16 protein-coding genes and 1 pseudogene are annotated in these 16,673 nt (G+C 72.5%); 11 read left to right on the forward strand and 6 right to left on the reverse strand.

What is annotated here, in order from left to right; translation table 11 throughout:
• Positions 1-25 precede the first annotated feature (25 nt).
• Positions 26-850, reverse strand: a complete 825-nt coding sequence (locus MRBLMG1_RS31310) for a sporulation protein (protein ID WP_367827537.1) — start codon at positions 848-850, stop codon at positions 26-28.
• Between the two features lie 143 nt (positions 851-993).
• On the opposite strand from MRBLMG1_RS31310, the gene MRBLMG1_RS31315 reads away from it, so the two are divergent.
• The 4 genes from MRBLMG1_RS31315 to MRBLMG1_RS31330 all read left to right on the forward strand — a co-directional run bounded on the left by MRBLMG1_RS31315 (position 994) and on the right by MRBLMG1_RS31330 (position 4,628).
• A complete protein-coding gene (locus tag MRBLMG1_RS31315; RefSeq protein ID WP_367827538.1) occupies positions 994-1,617 on the forward strand; it encodes an excalibur calcium-binding domain-containing protein in 624 nt (207 codons plus the stop codon).
• Between the two features lie 124 nt (positions 1,618-1,741).
• Positions 1,742-3,319 carry an AMP-binding protein gene (locus tag MRBLMG1_RS31320; RefSeq protein WP_367827539.1) on the forward strand — a complete coding sequence of 526 codons (1,578 nt, stop codon included), beginning with the start codon at positions 1,742-1,744 and terminating at the stop codon, positions 3,317-3,319.
• The gene (locus tag MRBLMG1_RS31325; RefSeq protein WP_367827540.1) at positions 3,316-4,044 is read left to right on the forward strand and encodes an enoyl-CoA hydratase family protein; all 729 of its coding nucleotides are present in this window, start codon (positions 3,316-3,318) and stop codon (positions 4,042-4,044) included. Before MRBLMG1_RS31320 ends, MRBLMG1_RS31325 begins: the two co-directional genes overlap by 4 nt.
• Positions 4,032-4,628 carry a TetR/AcrR family transcriptional regulator gene (locus MRBLMG1_RS31330; protein ID WP_367827541.1) on the forward strand — a complete coding sequence of 199 codons (597 nt, stop codon included), beginning with the start codon at positions 4,032-4,034 and terminating at the stop codon, positions 4,626-4,628. Before MRBLMG1_RS31325 ends, MRBLMG1_RS31330 begins: the two co-directional genes overlap by 13 nt.
• Before the next feature lie 29 nt (positions 4,629-4,657).
• Here the strand turns inward: MRBLMG1_RS31330 and MRBLMG1_RS31335 are convergent, their stop codons facing one another.
• Complete coding sequence (locus tag MRBLMG1_RS31335) at positions 4,658-5,695, reverse strand: M4 family metallopeptidase (RefSeq protein WP_367827542.1); 1,038 nt, start codon at positions 5,693-5,695, stop codon at positions 4,658-4,660.
• A 368-nt stretch (positions 5,696-6,063) separates the two neighbouring features.
• Between MRBLMG1_RS31335 and MRBLMG1_RS31340 the strand changes: the two genes are divergently transcribed.
• Positions 6,064-7,107, forward strand: a complete 1,044-nt coding sequence (locus MRBLMG1_RS31340) for an isopenicillin N synthase family dioxygenase (protein ID WP_367827543.1) — start codon at positions 6,064-6,066, stop codon at positions 7,105-7,107.
• Here MRBLMG1_RS31340 and MRBLMG1_RS31345 read toward each other — a convergent pair.
• Positions 7,086-8,186 (reverse strand): citrate synthase 2, encoded by a 1,101-nt coding sequence (locus tag MRBLMG1_RS31345; protein WP_367827544.1) that lies wholly within the window; start codon positions 8,184-8,186, stop codon positions 7,086-7,088. The two genes, MRBLMG1_RS31340 and MRBLMG1_RS31345, sit on opposite strands and share 22 nt — an antisense overlap.
• A 222-nt stretch (positions 8,187-8,408) precedes the next feature.
• On the opposite strand from MRBLMG1_RS31345, the gene pdxH reads away from it, so the two are divergent.
• Both pdxH and MRBLMG1_RS31355 read left to right on the forward strand, forming a co-directional pair.
• The gene (gene pdxH, locus MRBLMG1_RS31350; RefSeq protein ID WP_414721691.1) at positions 8,409-9,035 is read left to right on the forward strand and encodes a pyridoxamine 5'-phosphate oxidase; all 627 of its coding nucleotides are present in this window, start codon (positions 8,409-8,411) and stop codon (positions 9,033-9,035) included.
• Between the two features lie 366 nt (positions 9,036-9,401).
• Positions 9,402-10,733 carry a PAS domain-containing protein gene (locus MRBLMG1_RS31355; RefSeq protein WP_367827546.1) on the forward strand — a complete coding sequence of 444 codons (1,332 nt, stop codon included), beginning with the start codon at positions 9,402-9,404 and terminating at the stop codon, positions 10,731-10,733.
• Positions 10,734-10,834: 101 nt separating this feature from the next.
• Here MRBLMG1_RS31355 and MRBLMG1_RS31360 read toward each other — a convergent pair.
• Positions 10,835-11,182, reverse strand: a pseudogene (locus tag MRBLMG1_RS31360) (winged helix-turn-helix transcriptional regulator); the annotation flags it as partial.
• Between the two features lie 103 nt (positions 11,183-11,285).
• Between MRBLMG1_RS31360 and MRBLMG1_RS31365 the strand changes: the two are divergent.
• Both MRBLMG1_RS31365 and MRBLMG1_RS31370 read left to right on the forward strand, forming a co-directional pair.
• Complete coding sequence (locus MRBLMG1_RS31365; RefSeq protein WP_367827547.1) at positions 11,286-12,203, forward strand: NAD(P)-dependent oxidoreductase; 918 nt, start codon at positions 11,286-11,288, stop codon at positions 12,201-12,203.
• A 176-nt stretch (positions 12,204-12,379) separates the two neighbouring features.
• Positions 12,380-12,724: a hypothetical protein gene (locus tag MRBLMG1_RS31370; RefSeq protein ID WP_367827548.1), complete on the forward strand. Its 345-nt coding sequence runs from the start codon at positions 12,380-12,382 to the stop codon at positions 12,722-12,724.
• A gap of 126 nt (positions 12,725-12,850) precedes the next feature.
• Here MRBLMG1_RS31370 and MRBLMG1_RS31375 read toward each other — a convergent pair whose 3' ends face one another.
• A complete protein-coding gene (locus tag MRBLMG1_RS31375; protein ID WP_367827549.1) occupies positions 12,851-13,606 on the reverse strand; it encodes an SIS domain-containing protein in 756 nt (251 codons plus the stop codon).
• Positions 13,607-13,756: 150 nt separating this feature from the next.
• On the opposite strand from MRBLMG1_RS31375, the gene MRBLMG1_RS31380 reads away from it, so the two are divergent.
• Positions 13,757-14,446 (forward strand): metal-dependent transcriptional regulator, encoded by a 690-nt coding sequence (locus tag MRBLMG1_RS31380; RefSeq protein WP_053644941.1) that lies wholly within the window; start codon positions 13,757-13,759, stop codon positions 14,444-14,446.
• A gap of 95 nt (positions 14,447-14,541) precedes the next feature.
• Here MRBLMG1_RS31380 and MRBLMG1_RS31385 read toward each other — a convergent pair whose 3' ends face one another.
• The gene (locus MRBLMG1_RS31385) at positions 14,542-15,309 is read right to left on the reverse strand and encodes a hypothetical protein (protein WP_367827550.1); all 768 of its coding nucleotides are present in this window, start codon (positions 15,307-15,309) and stop codon (positions 14,542-14,544) included.
• A gap of 464 nt (positions 15,310-15,773) precedes the next feature.
• Here MRBLMG1_RS31385 and MRBLMG1_RS31390 point away from each other — a divergent pair, with 464 nt between their 5' ends.
• Positions 15,774-16,625: an alpha/beta fold hydrolase gene (locus tag MRBLMG1_RS31390; protein ID WP_367827551.1), complete on the forward strand. Its 852-nt coding sequence runs from the start codon at positions 15,774-15,776 to the stop codon at positions 16,623-16,625.
• The last annotated feature ends 48 nt before the right edge of the window (positions 16,626-16,673 follow it).

Here is a 16,673-nt window from a genome sequence, read left to right on the forward strand (position 1 = left end):
TGCGTACTGAGCCCTGAGTCCCGCGTCAGCTGTCGGCCTCGTCCGTGCCCGTGGGGCACCAGCCGTCGCCGTCGCCCAGGCCGTCGACCTCGGAGATCCAGCGGAGGACCTCCGCCCCGAAGTCGACCCGGCCGACGTCGTGGTGGGCGACGAGGTGGCGGAGGGCCGGGTTCTTGTCCTTCCAGTACTGCCGGCCGAGGGAGGCCCTGCGGAGGAAGACCTCGCTGCCGACCGCGTTGGGCCGGAAGGTCAGCTCCAGCTCGCGCGGACGGTCGCCGCCGTCCGTGCGGGAGGTGAGGAGGAACCCCTGCACCAGGTAGAGGTGGTACTCGGAGCGGGGGATCGTGCCCGTGAAGATCCGCGAGGTGTCGCAGTCGTACCCGGCGGCGGCGAAGGCTCCGAACACGGCCTCGTGCAGGGGCGTTCCGGTGACGCGCACCAGGTCGTTGTCCGTCTGCGACGTGATGCCCTCGGCCTCGACCTCGGTGTGCAGGGTGAGCAGGGCCCCCTTCAGCTCCCGCCCGTCGATCTCCGACAGCGGGGTCTCCCACTTGAGCCGGTGCCGGAAGGGCACGCGCCGCTCCTCGCCCTTCTTCAGGCCGAAGTAGCCGCTCGCACCGACGTAGTCGAAGCGGTCGCCCTTCCGCTCCCCGTCGCCGTCCCCCTTGTGGAACAGCGGCGCGTTCGCCGTGAGCCGCAGCGTCATCGACCCCACCTCCACCGCCCGCTCCGGCGCCCGCACCACGACCTCCCCGGTCAGCAGCCCACCCGGCCGCGCCGGCCCGGATTCCACGAGCGTGTCGATTTCGAGCGGTATCCCGCCCCTGCCCAGAAGACGTTTGAAGACCATGCGTGCAGGCTAGGCCCTGTCCGGACCGATCACGGCAGGCATCTCCCGCCCCAACTCGGTCAATCCCGCCTCCGGTTGTGAAGACCGTGTATACGATCCCCTCGTTTCGCTCACATCGAGCGCCATGAGCCAGGGAGACGCGCATGTACCAGCAGCCCGGCCCGTACCAAGCCCCGCCGCCGTGGGTGCCGACCCGCCGCTGGTGGCAGCACCCCGCCCTGGTCGTCACGCTGTTGGTGCTCTTCCCGCCGGGCGGCATAGCCCTGGCCTGGCTGAGCCGCTGGAGCGGCCGGGCCAAGATCGTGGCGACGGTCCTGTCGGCCCTGTGGTTCGTCATCGCGCTCGCCGTCGACGACCCGGAGAAGAACGGCACGGACGACCCGAAGCCCGCCACGACGGCCACGGCCCCCGCGACGCCGACGCCGACCGAGCCGAGCCCCACGGCCACCACGCCGGAACCGAGCCCGACCACCGAGTCGCCCACCCCGGAGCCGACGACGGAGGCCCCGACCACCGAGGCCCCGGAGCCGACCACCGAGGCGCCGACCACCCGGGCGCCGGAGCCGACGCGCACCACGCCGAGGCCCGTGAAGCCGAAGCCGGTCCAGACGACCCGGCCGCCGGAGACCGCCGAGCCGGAGCCGGAGGTCTACTACGAGAACTGCACCGCCGTCCGGGCCGCCGGTGCCGCCCCCATCCACGTGGGGGAGCCCGGCTACGGCAGGCACCTCGACCGCGACGGCGACGGGGTCGCCTGCGAGGGCTGACCGGCCCGCACCAAACCATGCAGGCACGCTTGATTGTTTTTCGGAGGGCTGACAGGGTCTCCCCAAGTCCCGCGCGAAGCAGCGATCCTGGCGTCCACCGCTCACCTCTCCAGGGGGTCAACGCATGGTGTTCCACAGCGAGTACGAGGCCGTTCCCACCCTCTCCCTGCCCATCCACGACGCCGTGCTGGGGCGCGCCGCCGCGTACGGGGACACCCCGGCCCTGATCGACGGGGCCGGGGAGCTCACGCTCACGTACGGGCAGGTCGACGGTTTCCACCGGCGGGTGGCGGCCGGACTCGCCGAGGCGGGGGTGCGCAAGGGCGACGTCCTCGCCCTGCACAGCCCGAACACGGTGCTGTTCCCGATCGCGTTCTACGCCGCCACCCGCGCCGGGGCCGCCGTCACCACCGTGCACCCGCTGGCCACGCCGGAGGAGTTCGCCAAGCAGCTCACGGACTCGTCCGCGCGGTGGATCGTCACCGTGTCCCCGCTCCTCGCCGCCGCCCGCGCCGCCGCCGGACTCGCCGGCGGGATCGAGGAGATATTCGTCTGCGACCAGGCGCCGGAGGGCGAGGGGGTCCGGTCCCTCCAGGAGTTCCTGGGGAGCACCGGCCCCGTCCCGGACCACGCGATCGACCCCGACGAGGACGTGGCGGCGCTCCCTTACTCCTCCGGCACCACCGGCGTCCCCAAGGGCGTCATGCTCACCCACACGTCGATCGCCACGAACCTGGCCCAGCTGGAGCCGTTCGCCCCGATGGGCCCCGGTGACCGCATTCTGGCGGTACTGCCCTTCTTTCACATCTACGGCCTCACGGCTCTCATGAATGCCCCGCTCCGGCAGGGCGCCACCGTCGTCGTCCTGCCCCGCTTCGAACTCGACACCTTCCTCGGCGCGATCCAGCGGCACCGCATCAACGGGCTCTACGTGGCCCCGCCGATCGTCCTCGCCCTCGCCAAGCACCCGGCCGTCGCCGACTACGACCTGTCGTCCCTGGAGTACATCGTCAGCGCCGCCGCCCCGCTCGACGCGGCCCTCGCCGAGGCCTGCTCCACCCGCCTCGGACTGCCGCCCGTCCGGCAGGCGTACGGGATGACCGAGCTGTCGCCCGGCACCCACGTCGTGCCGCTCGACGCCGAGAACCCGCCGCCCGGCACCGTCGGGCGGCTGCTGCCCTCCACCGAGATGCGGATCCTGTCCCTCGACGACCCCGCGAAGGACGCGGCACCCGGCGAGGAGGGCGAGGTCGCCATCCGGGGGCCGCAGGTCATGAAGGGCTACCTGGGCCGCCCCGACGCCACCGCCGCCATGATCGACGCCGACGGGTGGGTGCACACCGGCGACATCGGCCGCGTCGACGAGGACGGCTGGCTGTACGTCGTCGACCGGGTCAAGGAGCTCATCAAGTACAAGGGCTTCCAGGTCGCCCCCGCCGAACTCGAAGCCCTCCTCCTCACCCACGACGGCATCGCCGACGCCGCCGTCATCGGCGTCACCGACGCCGACGGCACCGAGATACCCAAGGCCTTCGTCGTACGGCAGCCCGCCGCGGCCGGACTCACCGCCGAGGAGGTCCTCGCCCACGTCGCCGCGCGCGTCTCCCCGTACAAGAAGGTCCGCGCCGTGGAGTTCATCGACACCGTTCCCCGGGCAGCGTCCGGGAAGATCCTCCGCAGAGAGTTGAGGGACCGCGCATGACCCTGGTGACCACCACCGAGGAACGGGGCGTCACGACCCTCGCCCTGAACTCCCCCGACACCCGCAACGCGCTCTCCGCCCCGCTCGTCGCCGAGCTCGCCGACGCGCTCACCGCCTGCGGCAAGGACCCGGCCGTCCGGGCCGTCGTCCTCACCCACACCGGCACCACCTTCAGCGCGGGCGCCGACCTGAAGGCACCGCCCAGCCCGTACGCCTTCGTCGACCTGCTCCGGCAGATCGTCGAGCTGCCGAAACCGGTCGTCGCCCACGTCACCGCCGGCAGCCACACCCGGGCCGGCGGCCTCGGGCTCCTCGGCGCCGCCGACATCGTCCTCGCGGGGGAGGGGGCCGACTTCGCCCTCACGGAGGTGCGCATCGGCGTCGCGCCCGCCGTCATCTCCCTCACCCTCCTGCCCCGCCTCGAACCCCGCGCGGCCACCCGCCACTACCTCACCGGCGAGCGCTTCGGTGTCCCCGAGGCCATCGCCATGGGCCTGGTCACCGCCCCCGACACCGACGCCGCCACCGTCCTCGACGCCCTGCGCGCCGGCTCCCCGCAAGGGCTGCGGGAGGCGAAGCGGCTGGTCACCGCTAGAGTCCTGGAAACCTTCGAACGCGACGCGGAGGACCTGGTGCAGAGGTCGGCCACGCTCTTCGCCTCCGCCGAGGCACGCGAAGGGATGACGGCCTTCCTCGAACGACGGGACCCCGCATGGCGGCTGTGACCGCACCCAGACCGGACCGGAACCCCAAGCAGGACAGGAGCCGCGCCACCCGGCAGCGGCTCCTGGAAGCGGCCGTCGCCTGCCTGGCCGAACGCGGCTGGGCGGGCTCCACGGTCGCCGTCGTCGCGGAACGGGCCGGTGTCTCCCGCGGCGCGGCCCAGCACCACTTCCCGACCCGCGAGGACCTCTTCACCGCCGCCGTCGAGTACGTCGCCGAGGAGCGGTCCCACGCGCTGCGCGACCTGCCGTCCCGCGACCGCAAGGAGGCCGTCGCCGCCCTCGTCGACCTCTACACCGGCCCCCTCTTCCGGGCCGCCCTCCACCTCTGGGTCGCCGCGTCCGACGAGGACCAGCTCCGCGACCGCGTCACCGAGCTGGAGGCCCGCGTCGGCCGCGAGTCGCACCGCATCGCCGTCGAGGTGCTCGGCGCCGACGAGTCCCGCCCCGGCGTCCGCGAGACCGTCCAGGGCCTCCTCGACATGGCCCGCGGCCTCGGCCTCGCCACCCTCCTCACGGACGACCGCGCCCGCCGGGAACGCGTGGTGTCCCAGTGGGCGCGGCTGGTGGAGGAGGCGCTGGCGTGACCCCGTAGGCGGTGTCCCGCCGCCGCGGGTCAGACGCCGGGGATGGCGCGCGCCCGGAAGGCGCTCCGTACCGCGTCCGCGGCCGCCGTGCCGTACATCTTCTGCGCGGTCGCGATCGTCGTGAGGGCCGCGTCCTTGAAGCTGGTGTCGGCGGCGAAGCCGAACTGGGCGTTCACGATGATCCGGTCGGCCGTACGCGCGCCGAGCTTGCCCCGGATGTCGAAGAGGGCCCGCGACCAGATCTCGCCGTCGGCGTGGACCTCGCCCTCCACGTCCGCGTACGTCTTCGTGCCGTCGATCCGACGCAGGCAGTGCGGGGCCGCGCTGTAGCCGGTCGAGTCCCAGTCGGCCACGCAGGCCTGGTCGGCCTTCATGGGCCAGCCGTACTTCGCGACCGCGTTCGTGCCGACGGCCACCGCCAGGTAGTCGCCGAAGGCCTCGCCGATCGCGCCGGACTCCGGGGTGGTGCCGAAGCCGGGGACCTGGGCGTCGTGCACGGCGTGCCCGTACTCGTGCACGATCACCTCGGCGTCCTCGGCGTCGTCCACGCCGCCCTTGCCGAAGCGGATCTCGTCCTTCTTGTCGGTGAAGAAGGAGTTGTCGGCGCCCCACTGGTTCAGCCGGACCGGCTGGACGCGGTCGTTCGCCCCGCGCAGCTCGGTGCCGAAGCCGAGGCCCTGCAGGTACTCCTGCGCCTCGTTGACCCAGAAGTACGCCATGACCTGCTCGAACTCGTCGTCGGAGCGGTCGAACGAGGTGGCCTCCGCGACCTTCGCGGGCTTGCCGGTCTCCGAGCGGACCACGGCCCACTTTCCGGACAGGCCGCCGCTCGCGTCGAGGTTGCGCAGCGTGACGGTGGTGTACGCGGAGGACGGGACGTCGCTCACCGCGTCCTTGTGGTCGGTGAGGGACTGGTCACCCGAGGACTGGACCGGGTTCACCATGAAGACGCGGGCCTGCGGCGCGGAAGCGGCGGAGGCTCCCACGGACGGCAGCAGCGCCGCGGTGGCGGCGGCCACGGTGACGGCGGCCGCGGCCGCCAGGCCACGAGAGGTGCGGCGGGTCATGGACATCCTCCTGCGATGGGATGCTGCGACGGGAAGCTTGGCGTGTACTCGCCACTCAATGGCGGCGATCTTCGCCTACCCCCGCCGTTTTGAACAGACCCCGAGAGCGATGCCCGCTCCGTGACCCGGACCACAGTCCCCCGCGCGCACCCGCAGTACCCTGGTCCCATGCCTACGCTCGTACGCCGCCGTCACGTGGACTTCGTCCGCGTCACGAGCATGAGCTGTCGCCGCTCCGTCTGACCTTCCGGGCACCACACCACGCCCCGGCGGTCCCTCGTCCGAGCCCCCAACGCCGACCGGCACCCGTGGCCCCCGCCCCACCCTCGCGGCCGCCCCGGGCACCCGTACACCCCGCGGATGCACACATGACGCACAGCTCGTACCCCTCCCAGCTCCCCATCGTCGACCTCTCGGCCGCCGACCGGAACCCCCAGGCCCGCAGGCTGCTCCACGCCCAGCTCCACTCGGCCGCCCACGACGTGGGCTTCTTCCAGCTCATCGGCCACGGCATCACCGAAGCCGAGACCAGGGCCCTCACCTCCGCCATGCGCGCGTTCTTCGCCCTGCCCGAGGCCGACCGGCTTGCCCTCGACAACATCAACTCGCCGCACTTCCGCGGCTACACCCGCATCGGCGACGAACGCACCGCCGGCGCCCGCGACTGGCGCGACCAGCTCGACATCGGAGCCGAACGCCCCGCACACGCCCCCGCACCCTGGGAAGCCCCCTACTGGTGGCTCGAAGGCCCCAACCAGTGGCCCGCCGCCCTCCCCGAGCTGCGCACCGCCGCCCTGCACTGGATCGACCGCCTCAGCGGCGTCGCCGAGCGCCTCCTCCACGAACTGCTCGCCTCCATCGGCGCGCCCTCGGACTTCTACGACGACATCTTCGGCCCCCGTGCCCACCCGCACCTCAAGCTGGTGCGCTACCCCGGCAGCAGCGGCGAGGGCGACGACCAGGGCGTCGGCGCGCACAAGGACTACGGCTTCCTCACCCTGCTGCTCCAGGACCAGGTCGGCGGCCTCCAGGTCCAGCGCGAGGACGGGAACTTCCACGACGTGCCGCCGCTCCCCGGCGCCTTCGTCGTCAACCTCGGCGAACTCCTCGAAGTGGCGACGAACGGCTACCTGATCGCCACCAACCACCGGGTCGTCTCCCCGCCCGGGGCGACGGAGCGCTACTCCGTCCCGTTCTTCTACAACCCGCGGCTCGACGCCCGGATCTCCCCGCTGGTCTTCCCGCACGCGGACCGGGCCCCCGGCGTCACCGTCGACCCGGCGAACCCGCTGTTCGCCGAGTACGGCCGCAACGAACTGAAGGGGAAGCTCCGCGCCCACCCGTCGGTGGCCGCCCGCCACCACGCGGAGCTCCTGCTGCACCCGGAGGGTCAGCCGGCGATGTCCGCGTAACCCTCGATGTCGCGCGGGTCCCGCTGGCCGGGGCCCGTGTAGCGGGCCGACGGACGCACGAGGCGCCCGGTGCGCTTCTGCTCCAGGATGTGCGCCGACCAGCCGGCCGTACGGGCACAGCTGAACATCGACGTGAACATGTGCGCCGGCACCTCGGCGAAGTCGAGGACGATCGCCGCCCAGAACTCCACGTTCGTCGCCAGGATCCGGTCGGGGCGCCGGTTGTGCAGCTCGTCGAGGGCGGCCTTCTCCAGCGCGGCCGCCACCTCGTAGCGCGGCGCGTCCAGCTCCTTGGCCGTACGGCGCAGCACGCGCGCGCGGGGGTCCTCGGCGCGGTACACGCGGTGGCCGAAGCCCATCAGGCGCTCGCCCTTGTCGAGGGCCTGCTTCACGTACGCCGTCGCGTCGCCGGTCCGCTCGATCTCCTCGATCATGCCGAGGACACGGGAGGGCGCACCGCCGTGCAGCGGGCCCGACATGGCACCCACGGCGCCGGACAGCGCCGCCGCCACGTCGGCGCCGGTGGAGGCGATGACACGGGCGGTGAACGTGGACGCGTTCATGCCGTGCTCCGCGGCCGACGTCCAGTACGCGTCGACGGCCTTCACGTGCTTCGGGTCCGGCTCCCCGCGCCAGCGGATCATGAAGCGCTCCACGACCGACTGCGCCTTGTCGATCTCGCTCTGCGGGACCATCGGCTGGCCCTGGCCGCGCGCCGACTGGGCGACGTACGACAGCGCCATGACGGCCGCGCGGGCGAGGTCGTCACGGGCCTGCTCGGCGGAGATGTCGAGGAGCGGCTTGAGGCCCCACACCGGCGCCAGCATCGCCAGCGCGGATTGCACGTCGACCCGGATGTCACCGGAGTGCACCGGGATCGGGAACGGCTCGGCGGCCGGCAGGCCCGGGTTGAACGCCCCGTCGACGAGCAGGCCCCAGACGTTTCCGAACGAGACGTGACCGACGAGGTCCTCGATGTCGACCCCGCGGTAGCGGAGGGCACCGCCCTCCTTGTCGGGTTCGGCGATCTCCGTCTCGAACGCGACGACTCCCTCGAGCCCGGGTACGAAGTCGGACATCAGGCGGCTCCTCTATCGATGATCGATCAACCGTGTTGGTCGATGGTGGAGAATCAACAGTCATCCAGCGGAAGAGTCTGTACGGTTCCGATGATGCGGGGAAGCGTGACATCCGGCACACTGCGCCGATCCGGCGAGTGAGGATTAGGGCCGCGTGGTGCCGGGCAGACTCGGCCGCTGCGGCAGGATGACCCTGTGACCGACGCCCTGGACCCCGCCGACATGCGCGAGCAGTACCGCACCACGGAGCTCCTCGCGGCCGACCTCGCACCCGAGCCGATCGAGCAGTTCACCCGCTGGTTCAAGGAGACCGCCGCCAACCCGGCGATCCACGAGCCGAACGCCATGATCGTCTCCACCGCGACCCCCGACGGCCGCCCGTCCTCCCGGACGGTCCTCCTCAAGCACTACGACGACGCCGGCTTCGTCTTCTTCACCAACTACGGCTCCCGCAAGGGCCGCGAGCTGGAGGCCAACCCCCACGCCTCGCTGCTCTTCCCCTGGCACCCCCTGGCCCGCCAGGTCATCGTCACCGGCCGCGCCGTCCACACCGGCCGCGACGAGACGGTCGCCTACTTCCGCACCCGCCCCCACGGCTCCCAGCTCGGCGCCTGGGCCAGCCCCCAGTCCACCGTCATCCCCTCCCGCAGCGACCTCCTCGCCCGCTACGACGACCTCGCCGCCCGCTACCCCGACCCCGAACAGGTCCCCGTCCCCCCGAACTGGGGCGGCATCCGCGTCATCCCCGACGCCGTCGAATTCTGGCAAGGCCACGAGAACCGCCTCCACGACCGCCTCCGCTACCTCCGCGACGGCGACACCTGGCACGTGGAACGCCTGGCCCCCTGAGGCCCCGGGGCCCCCGGCCCCCGCGTCACGGGTTCGGGCACGCAGACGACCCGTGAGTCTTGGCACCGTCCGCCTAGGTTCGGACGGAGCCTGCCGGCCGGACTGCCGGCGACTCACGGGTCGGGTGACTGCGTTGGTGTTCGGCAGAGGCCTGCCGAGGTGCACAGAGTGCGACTGGCAGGCCTTAGCCCGCAGTCACCTCACGAGTCCGAAAAGAAATCATGTTTTCGGATCACCTCCTTTCGCGTGTACTCACACCCTAGGAAGCGCCCCCGCGTGCCTCAACCCATTTATTCAAATCACGGAACGGGGGTGTGCTCTGCGTCACGTTCCAGTTGAATGGCCCCAGCATGGGGGGAGTACCGGATGAGTGCCTTCACGGGGTCCGCTAGCGAGACCGCTTCCGTTCCGGGAGCGGGGGGAGATCTGCTGGCGGCGCTGCTCGACGGGATGGACGCGGCGCTGTGCGCGTTCGACGCGGACGGGACCGTCACACACTGGAACAGGGAGGCCGAGCGGATCCTCGGGTGGTCGGCCGCCGAGGCGGTCGGGCGGCGGGGGTTCGGAGGGTGGGCGGCGCGGAGCGCGGACGCCGAGGACACCCTGGGTCGGCTGATGGGGGCGATGAAGGGGCCCGGGCGGCAGGTCCACGAGTTCGTACTGCTGCGCAAGGACGGCGGCCGGGTGCTCGTACGGAGCCAGGCGGCGGGGGTGCGCGGAGCGGACGGGGCCCCGGCAGGGGTGTACTGCGCGTTCAGCGAGGTGCACGTCCAGCTGGATCTGGAGCGGTCGGTCGCCCTGAGCGAGGCCTTGTTCGACGACGCGTCGTGGGGGGTCGTGCTCGTCGACGCCGACCTGCGCCCCGCGATGATCAACCCCCATGCCGCCCGCGCGCTGGGAACGGGGCGCACGGCCCTGCTCGGGCGGCCGCTCGGCGACGTCGTCGTCCAGGGCGCGGAGGAGCTGGAAGCGGCCCTCCAGCACGTACTGGCGGAGGGGTCGCCGACCGCGCCCGCCGAGGTGTGGGTGACGCTGCGGACGGCCTCGGGGGAGGAGCGGCGCCGGTGCTGGCGCAGCGGCTTCCTGCTGCTGTCGTCACCGATGGCGGAGGAGCCGGTGCCGCTGGGCGTGGCCTGGCTGTTCCAGGACGTGACGGAGGAGCGCCTCGCGGCGCGCGAGGCCGACCGGATGCGGTTCCGGTGGAGCCAGCTGCACCGGGCGGGCGCGGCGGCGGCGGAGTGCGAGGACCCGGACGAGGCGGCCACGGTCCTCCTGGACTTCGCGCTCGCGGGCTTCGCGGACCACGCCCTCGTCGACCGCCCGGCGGGGGACCGGCGCCTCACCCGCGCCCTGGCGACCCCGGCGGGCGCCGCCCCCGGCCCGTCCTCGCCCGTCGTCGGCGGCGGCATCCCGCTGCGCTACGGCCCGAGGCACCCGGCACTCCAGGCCTGGGACCGGCTCGGCACCGTCCGGGCGACCGCCGGCCGCACCGCCGAGGTCTGGGCCGAGGCCCACCAGTGGCCCGGGGACGCCGCGCACGCCCTGTGCCTGGTCCTGCGCTCCCGTGGCCGCACGGTCGGCGTGCTGACCTTCCTGCGGGCCGCCTGCCGGTCGCCCTTCGAACGCGAGGACGTGGTGTTCGGCGAGACGGTCGCGGCCCGGGTCGCGGCCCTCCTCGACCTCGGCGACCGGGGCTAGGAGCCTGCCCGTACACCCACTTTTTTGTGGGTACTTGTAGGGGTCCGGGTGCCGGGGGGAACCTGGTGGTGGCCCGGACGAGAGGGAGCGACAGGGCCCGGGGGAGCGGCCCCCGCTTCCGTCATCCGGTCGAGCCGGCGATGGCCCCAGTCCGACAACGGGCCCAGTAGTCCGGACAGTTCACGTCCGAACACCGTCAGGGAGTAGACGGTCTTCGGGGGCAGTACGTCATGCACCTCGCGGTGCACCAGACCGTCCTCCTCCATCTCGCGCAGCGCCTGCGTCAGTACCTTCTCGCTGATCTCGGGGAGCCTGCGGCGCAGTTCGCCGGGCCGCAGCGGCCCGGACTCCAGCAGCCACAGCAGCGACGTCTTCCACTTGCCGTCGATCACGGCGATCGCGGCCGTCACTCCGCAGACGTTCGTGTCCTGGGCCCGGAGGCGTGTCATGCGCGTCCCTCTCCTTCGTCGGTCCCCTCATTACTTCACTCATGTGCAAGGGAGTTCACCCATGTCTTCTTCCGACACGTCCGCTTCTTCCACGGGTTCTTCCGTGACTGCTTCCGCGACCTCCGCCGCGACCTCCTCCGCGTCCGCCGAGGCGCTCTCCGTCACCGTTCTCGGTCTCGGGCCGATGGGCCGGGCGCTGACCGGCGCCTTCCTGGACGCCGGGGTGCGGACCACCGTGTGGAACCGCACCCCGGGCCGGGAGGGCGACCTGGTCGGGAGGGGCGCTGTCCTCGCCGGGAGCGCCGAGGAGGCGGTCGCCGCGAGCGCGCTGACCGTGATCTGCCTGGTCAACTACGACGCCACGGACTCCGTCCTGCGGCAGCCCGCCGTCACGGACGCCCTGAAGGGGCGGACCCTGGTGAACCTGAGCGCCGACGTCCCGGAGCGGGCGCGGGACACCGGCCGCTGGGCCGGGGAGCACGGCATCGGCTACCTGGACGGCGCCATCATGACGCCGACGCCGAGCATCGGGACGCCGGCCGGGGTCTTCCTCCACAGCGGGCCCGAGCCGCTCTACGCCGAGCACCGGCCGCTGCTGGACGCGCTGGGCGGCGTCCACACCCACCTCGGCGAGGACATCGGCCGGGCGGCGGCGTACGACGTCGCACTCCTGGACATCTTCTGGACGTCGATGACGGGGTACGTGCACGCCCTGGAGCTCGCGCGCGCCGAGGGGATCAAGGCCCGCGAACTCGCGCCGTTCGCGGCGGGCATCGGGGCGATCCTGCCCCCGCTCTTCGAGGAGTGGGCCGAGGACGTGGACGGCGGCTCGTACTCGGGCGAGGGCAACCCGCTCACCTCGGCCGTGTCCACGATGTCCCACGTCGTGCACGCCGCCGAGGCCCACGGCCTCGACGCCAGCGTCATGCGCGCCGCCGAGGCCCTGGCCCTCCGCGCCGTGGACCGCGGCTACGGCGCGGACGGCTTCACCCGCGTCACCCAGGTCCTCACCCGCCGCTGACGGCCGGCGCCGTCGTGCGGCGGGGCGGGCGGCGGGGTGTGCGGCGGGGTGTGCGGCGGGGCGTTCGTCGGGACGGGCAACCAAGGGCGGCCGGACTCTGCCGGGACCCGGCATGGACGGCCCCGGGCGGGCAGGACGACCATGTGCTCACGTTCGGGAGCTGTGGGGGGGCCGTCATGATGGCGTGGCTGATGGGATCGTTCATGCCGTTCGGCGTGGTGGCGATCGTGAGGGGAGTGGCCGCGTTCCGTACGGGCTGGATGATCGCCCCGGCGCGCCGGAGCGTCCGCCGCCCCCGGGTGTACGGCGTCGGCGTCGTGATGGCCGGCACGGGCGTCCTCGTCGCGGGAGCCACGTACTTCGCGCTGGCCGAGGCCGGGGCCCTGTCGGACCACCCCTGGTTCGCCCTCGTCGGGAACGGCGTCGAACTCGCCGGCATCGCCTTCATCGCGGCGAGCCGCTGGGCCCCCCGACCCGTCCGGGCCGCACGCCCCTCCCGAGGCGCGCATCCGACGGCCTGACCCCGCGAGCGTCGGCCAGGGCGTGTCCTGCCGACCCTGGCGACCCATGGCGTGTCCTGCCGATCGTGCCGACCATGGCGTGTCCTGCCGACTATGCCGACCATGCCGGGCTCGCCGAGAAGCTCCCTAGTGCCGGAAGAAGATCCGGTCGCCGTACTCGCTCATGACGCGGCCGTTCCACTCGTGGCCGCCGTCGACGTTGCCGGAGCGCAGCAGGGGCGGCTCGATGCCGCGGCGGACGAGGTCCTCGGCGGCGGCGGCCATGGTGGCCTGCATGAGGGCGCTGGTGACGACGGTGGAGGCGGGGGCGAAGGGGGCCTCGATGCCTTCGTGGGTGAGCTCGGCGTCGCCGACTGCGATCTTGGAGTCGAGGACGATGTCGCAGTGGTCCTTGAGGTAGGACCCGGAGACGTGGCGTGACTTCGTCTCGGTCGCGTAGGCCACCGAGGTGACCCCGATGACGGTGAGGCCGAGGGCGCGGGCGTTCATGGCCATCTCGACGGGCAGGGCGTTGCGCCCGGAGAGGGAGATGATGATCAGGACGTCCCCGGCCCGGGCGGGGGAGGAGTCGAGGACCGCGCCGGCGAGGCCGTCGACGCGCTCCAGGGCGGAGCCGAGGGTCGCGGGCATGACGTCGACGCCGACGGCGCCGGGGACGGCGAGCAGGTTCATCAGGGCGAGGCCGCCGGCCCGGTAGACGACGTCCTGGGCGGCGAGGGAGGAGTGGCCCGCGCCGAAGGCGAAGAGCCGGTTGCCGTTCTCGACGGCTTCGGCGATCGCCGCCCCGGCGGCGGCGATCTCGGCGGAGTCCTCGTCGCGGACCTGCTGGAGCAGGCCGATCGCGGCCTCGAAGAACTGTCCGGCCAGCTTGCTCTCGCCCATGGCGGCGGCTCCTTCTCGTCGTGGTCGCGGATCACGGTGCGGTCTGGACCATTGCTCTGTCAATACCGCCTCGCCCGGGTGAGGCCCGGTTGTCGGCTCGATGCGTCAGAATTGGGGCAGGGCCAGCGCACGACTCATCGAGGGGCACGTATGTCCGGACTGATCGACACAACGGAGATGTATCTCCGCACCATCCTCGAGCTTGAGGAGGAAGGTGTGGTCCCGATGCGTGCCCGGATCGCCGAGCGGCTCGATCAGAGCGGCCCGACCGTGAGCCAGACGGTGGCGCGGATGGAGCGCGACGGCCTGGTGGCCGTGGCGAGTGACCGCCATCTGGAGCTCACCGACGAGGGCCGCCGCCTCGCCACCCGTGTCATGCGCAAGCACCGGCTCGCCGAGTGTCTGCTCGTCGACGTGATCGGCCTGGAGTGGGAGCAGGTGCACGCGGAGGCCTGCCGCTGGGAGCACGTGATGAGCGAGGCCGTGGAGCGGCGGGTCCTGGAGCTGCTGCGCCACCCGACGGAGTCTCCGTACGGCAACCCGATCCCCGGCCTTGAGGAGCTGGGCGAGAAGGCGGAGGCGGAGGCCTTCCTCGACGACTCGATGGTGTCCCTGGCCGACCTGGACGCGAGCGGCGGCAAGACGGTCGTCGTGCGCCGGATCGGCGAGCCGATCCAGACGGACGCCCAGCTGATGTACACGCTGCGGAGGGCGGGCGTGCAGCCCGGTTCCGTCGTGTCGGTGTCGGAGTCGCCGGGCGGAGTCCTGGTGGGCAGCAGCGGCGAGGCCGCCGAGCTGGACGCCGAGGTCGCGGCGCACGTCTTCGTGGCGAAGCGCTGACGCCTTCCGATACGTGAGCGAGGGGCGCCCGGCCTGTGCCGTGCGCCCCTCGACCGTTTCCGCCGCCCGCGCGCCCCGATCCTTTTCAGAGGTCCTCAGATGTACGGGGCGAGGACTCCCCACAGCCCGAGCGCGAGGACGCCGAGGGCGGCGAGCGAGCCGAAGGCGTACTGCGCGACCAGGATGGGGAGCCACTTCCGCTGGACGTGACGGCCGGGTTTCCGCGGGTCGTAGACGACGTGGATGTGCGGCGTCGCGTTGCTGGAACCGCGCTGGAGGTACTCGTTGCCGTGGGTGTCGGTGTACTTGTAGAAGTCCGACCGCTTCCCGTTGGCGTAGTGGTCCGCGGTGGCCCGGACGGTGACGCCGCGCCGTTTCAGCACCCAGCGGTCGTGGAGGTGGCGCACGACGGCGAAGACGCCGAGCAGGCCGATGAGCGTCCCGAACCCGGCGAAGAAGGCGATCCAAGCCATCCCGCCGCCGTGGGCGACGGCGGTCCACCACACGTAGCCGGTGTAGGCGGCGACGAAGGCCACGCTCCAGCCGAGCACCGACCACCAGGGAATCGCGCCCGGGTCGTCCTCGACGGTGACCAGGGAGCTGCCGGCCGGATCCCGCTCCGCGGGGAGGGCGGCGTCCAGGGCCGTGTGGAACAACGTGGTCGCGGTCGGGTTGCCGCCCATGACCCGGTGAGGGACGCCGTCGGTCAGGACGACCTTGAGGGACGTCTCGGTGTCCCGCCGGACCTCCTGGATCACCGCGAGGGGGATCTCCTTGCGCGTTTCGGTCGTCGTGATGACGAGCCGGTCGTCTTCGAGGACGGCCGAGTCGGCGCCCTTGGCGAGTATCTGGGGTGACAGCACGCTTCGTGGACCGGCGAGGGCGCGGTCCGGTTGCGCGGATGCGGGTCACGAAGCCGTATCGACCCGGTCGCGCCGACCCGGCCGTAAGACTCAACGGCCCCTCGTGCGCCCCGTTTACGCCGGAATGGTCACGCCCGCGCCCTCGCCGTGCCACGCTGGTACGAGCCGGGCGTGGAGGGGGTGGGGCCATGAGGGGCTGCGGACGACAGAGGGCCCCGGCGCCCTTGGGCGCCGGGGCCTGTCCTCCCCTGTGCTGACCTGGAGCCCCGAGCTCTCAAGGTCAATCCCCTTCGGACCGTTTTTCCCCGAGCGGTCCGCCTCCCGTTCAAGATCTCCCCTCGGCAGCGGGAACCAATCCTTGAGTCCTGTCACTCGAACGAGGGGTGTTGGGTGGCAGAAGCGCATTTTCGAATGCGAGTTCGATAGTCTGGCTGGGTTCGACGGAAAGAGGGGGTGCCAGGGACATGGCGCGACGACTCGACGTCACCGGGGCCGACGGCGTACGGCTGGCGGCCTGGGACTTCACGAACGGCACCGCCCCGCGCTCGGGCCCCGGGGTCTTACTCCTCCACGGCCTCATGGGGCACGCCGCCCACTGGGCCCCCGCCATCAGCCGCCTCACCGGCCGCACCCGCACGGTCGCCCTCGACCAGCGCGGCCACGGCCACAGCGAGCGGCCACCCGGCGGCGTCTTCACCCGCGAGGCGTACGTCGCCGACGCGGCCGCCGCCGTGGAACAACTCGGCCTCGGCCCCGCGACCCTCATCGGCCACTCCATGGGCGCCCTCACCGCCTGGCAACTCGCCGCCGAACGCCCCGACCTGGTCCGCGCCCTCGTCATCTGCGACATGCGCGCCTCGGCGCTCGGAGCCGCCTCCCAGCGCGAGTGGCAGGACTGGTTCCGCCGCTGGCCCACCCCCTTCCCGTCCCTCGACGCCGTCCGCCGCTGGTTCGGCGAGGACGACCCGTGGGTCGAGCGCCCCAACCCCGCCCGCGGCGCCTTCTTCGCCGAGGTGATGGCCCAACACCCCGACGGCTGGCGCCCCGTCTTCGACCCCGCCCACATGCTCACCTCCCGCGAGACCTGGGTCCACGACGCCCACTGGGACTCCCTCGCCGAAGTCCGCTGCCCCACCCTCGTCGTCCGCGGCCTCGACGGCGAGCTCGGCCGCGCCGAAGCCCAGGAGATGGTCCGCGTCCTCCCCCACGGCTCCTACGCCGAAATCCCCGACGCCGGTCACCTCCTCCACTACTCCCACCCCTCCGCCTGGCACACCGCCACCACCCCCTTCCTCACCGGCCTCCTCACCCCCTGACCCCCCACCCCTACCGTCAGCCCTGAGAACAGCGCCCCCGCCCACCCC

The sequence above is a fragment of the Streptomyces sp. LMG1-1-1.1 genome (genome assembly GCF_040815545.1).
Classification (GTDB): Bacteria; Actinomycetota; Actinomycetes; order Streptomycetales; family Streptomycetaceae; genus Streptomyces.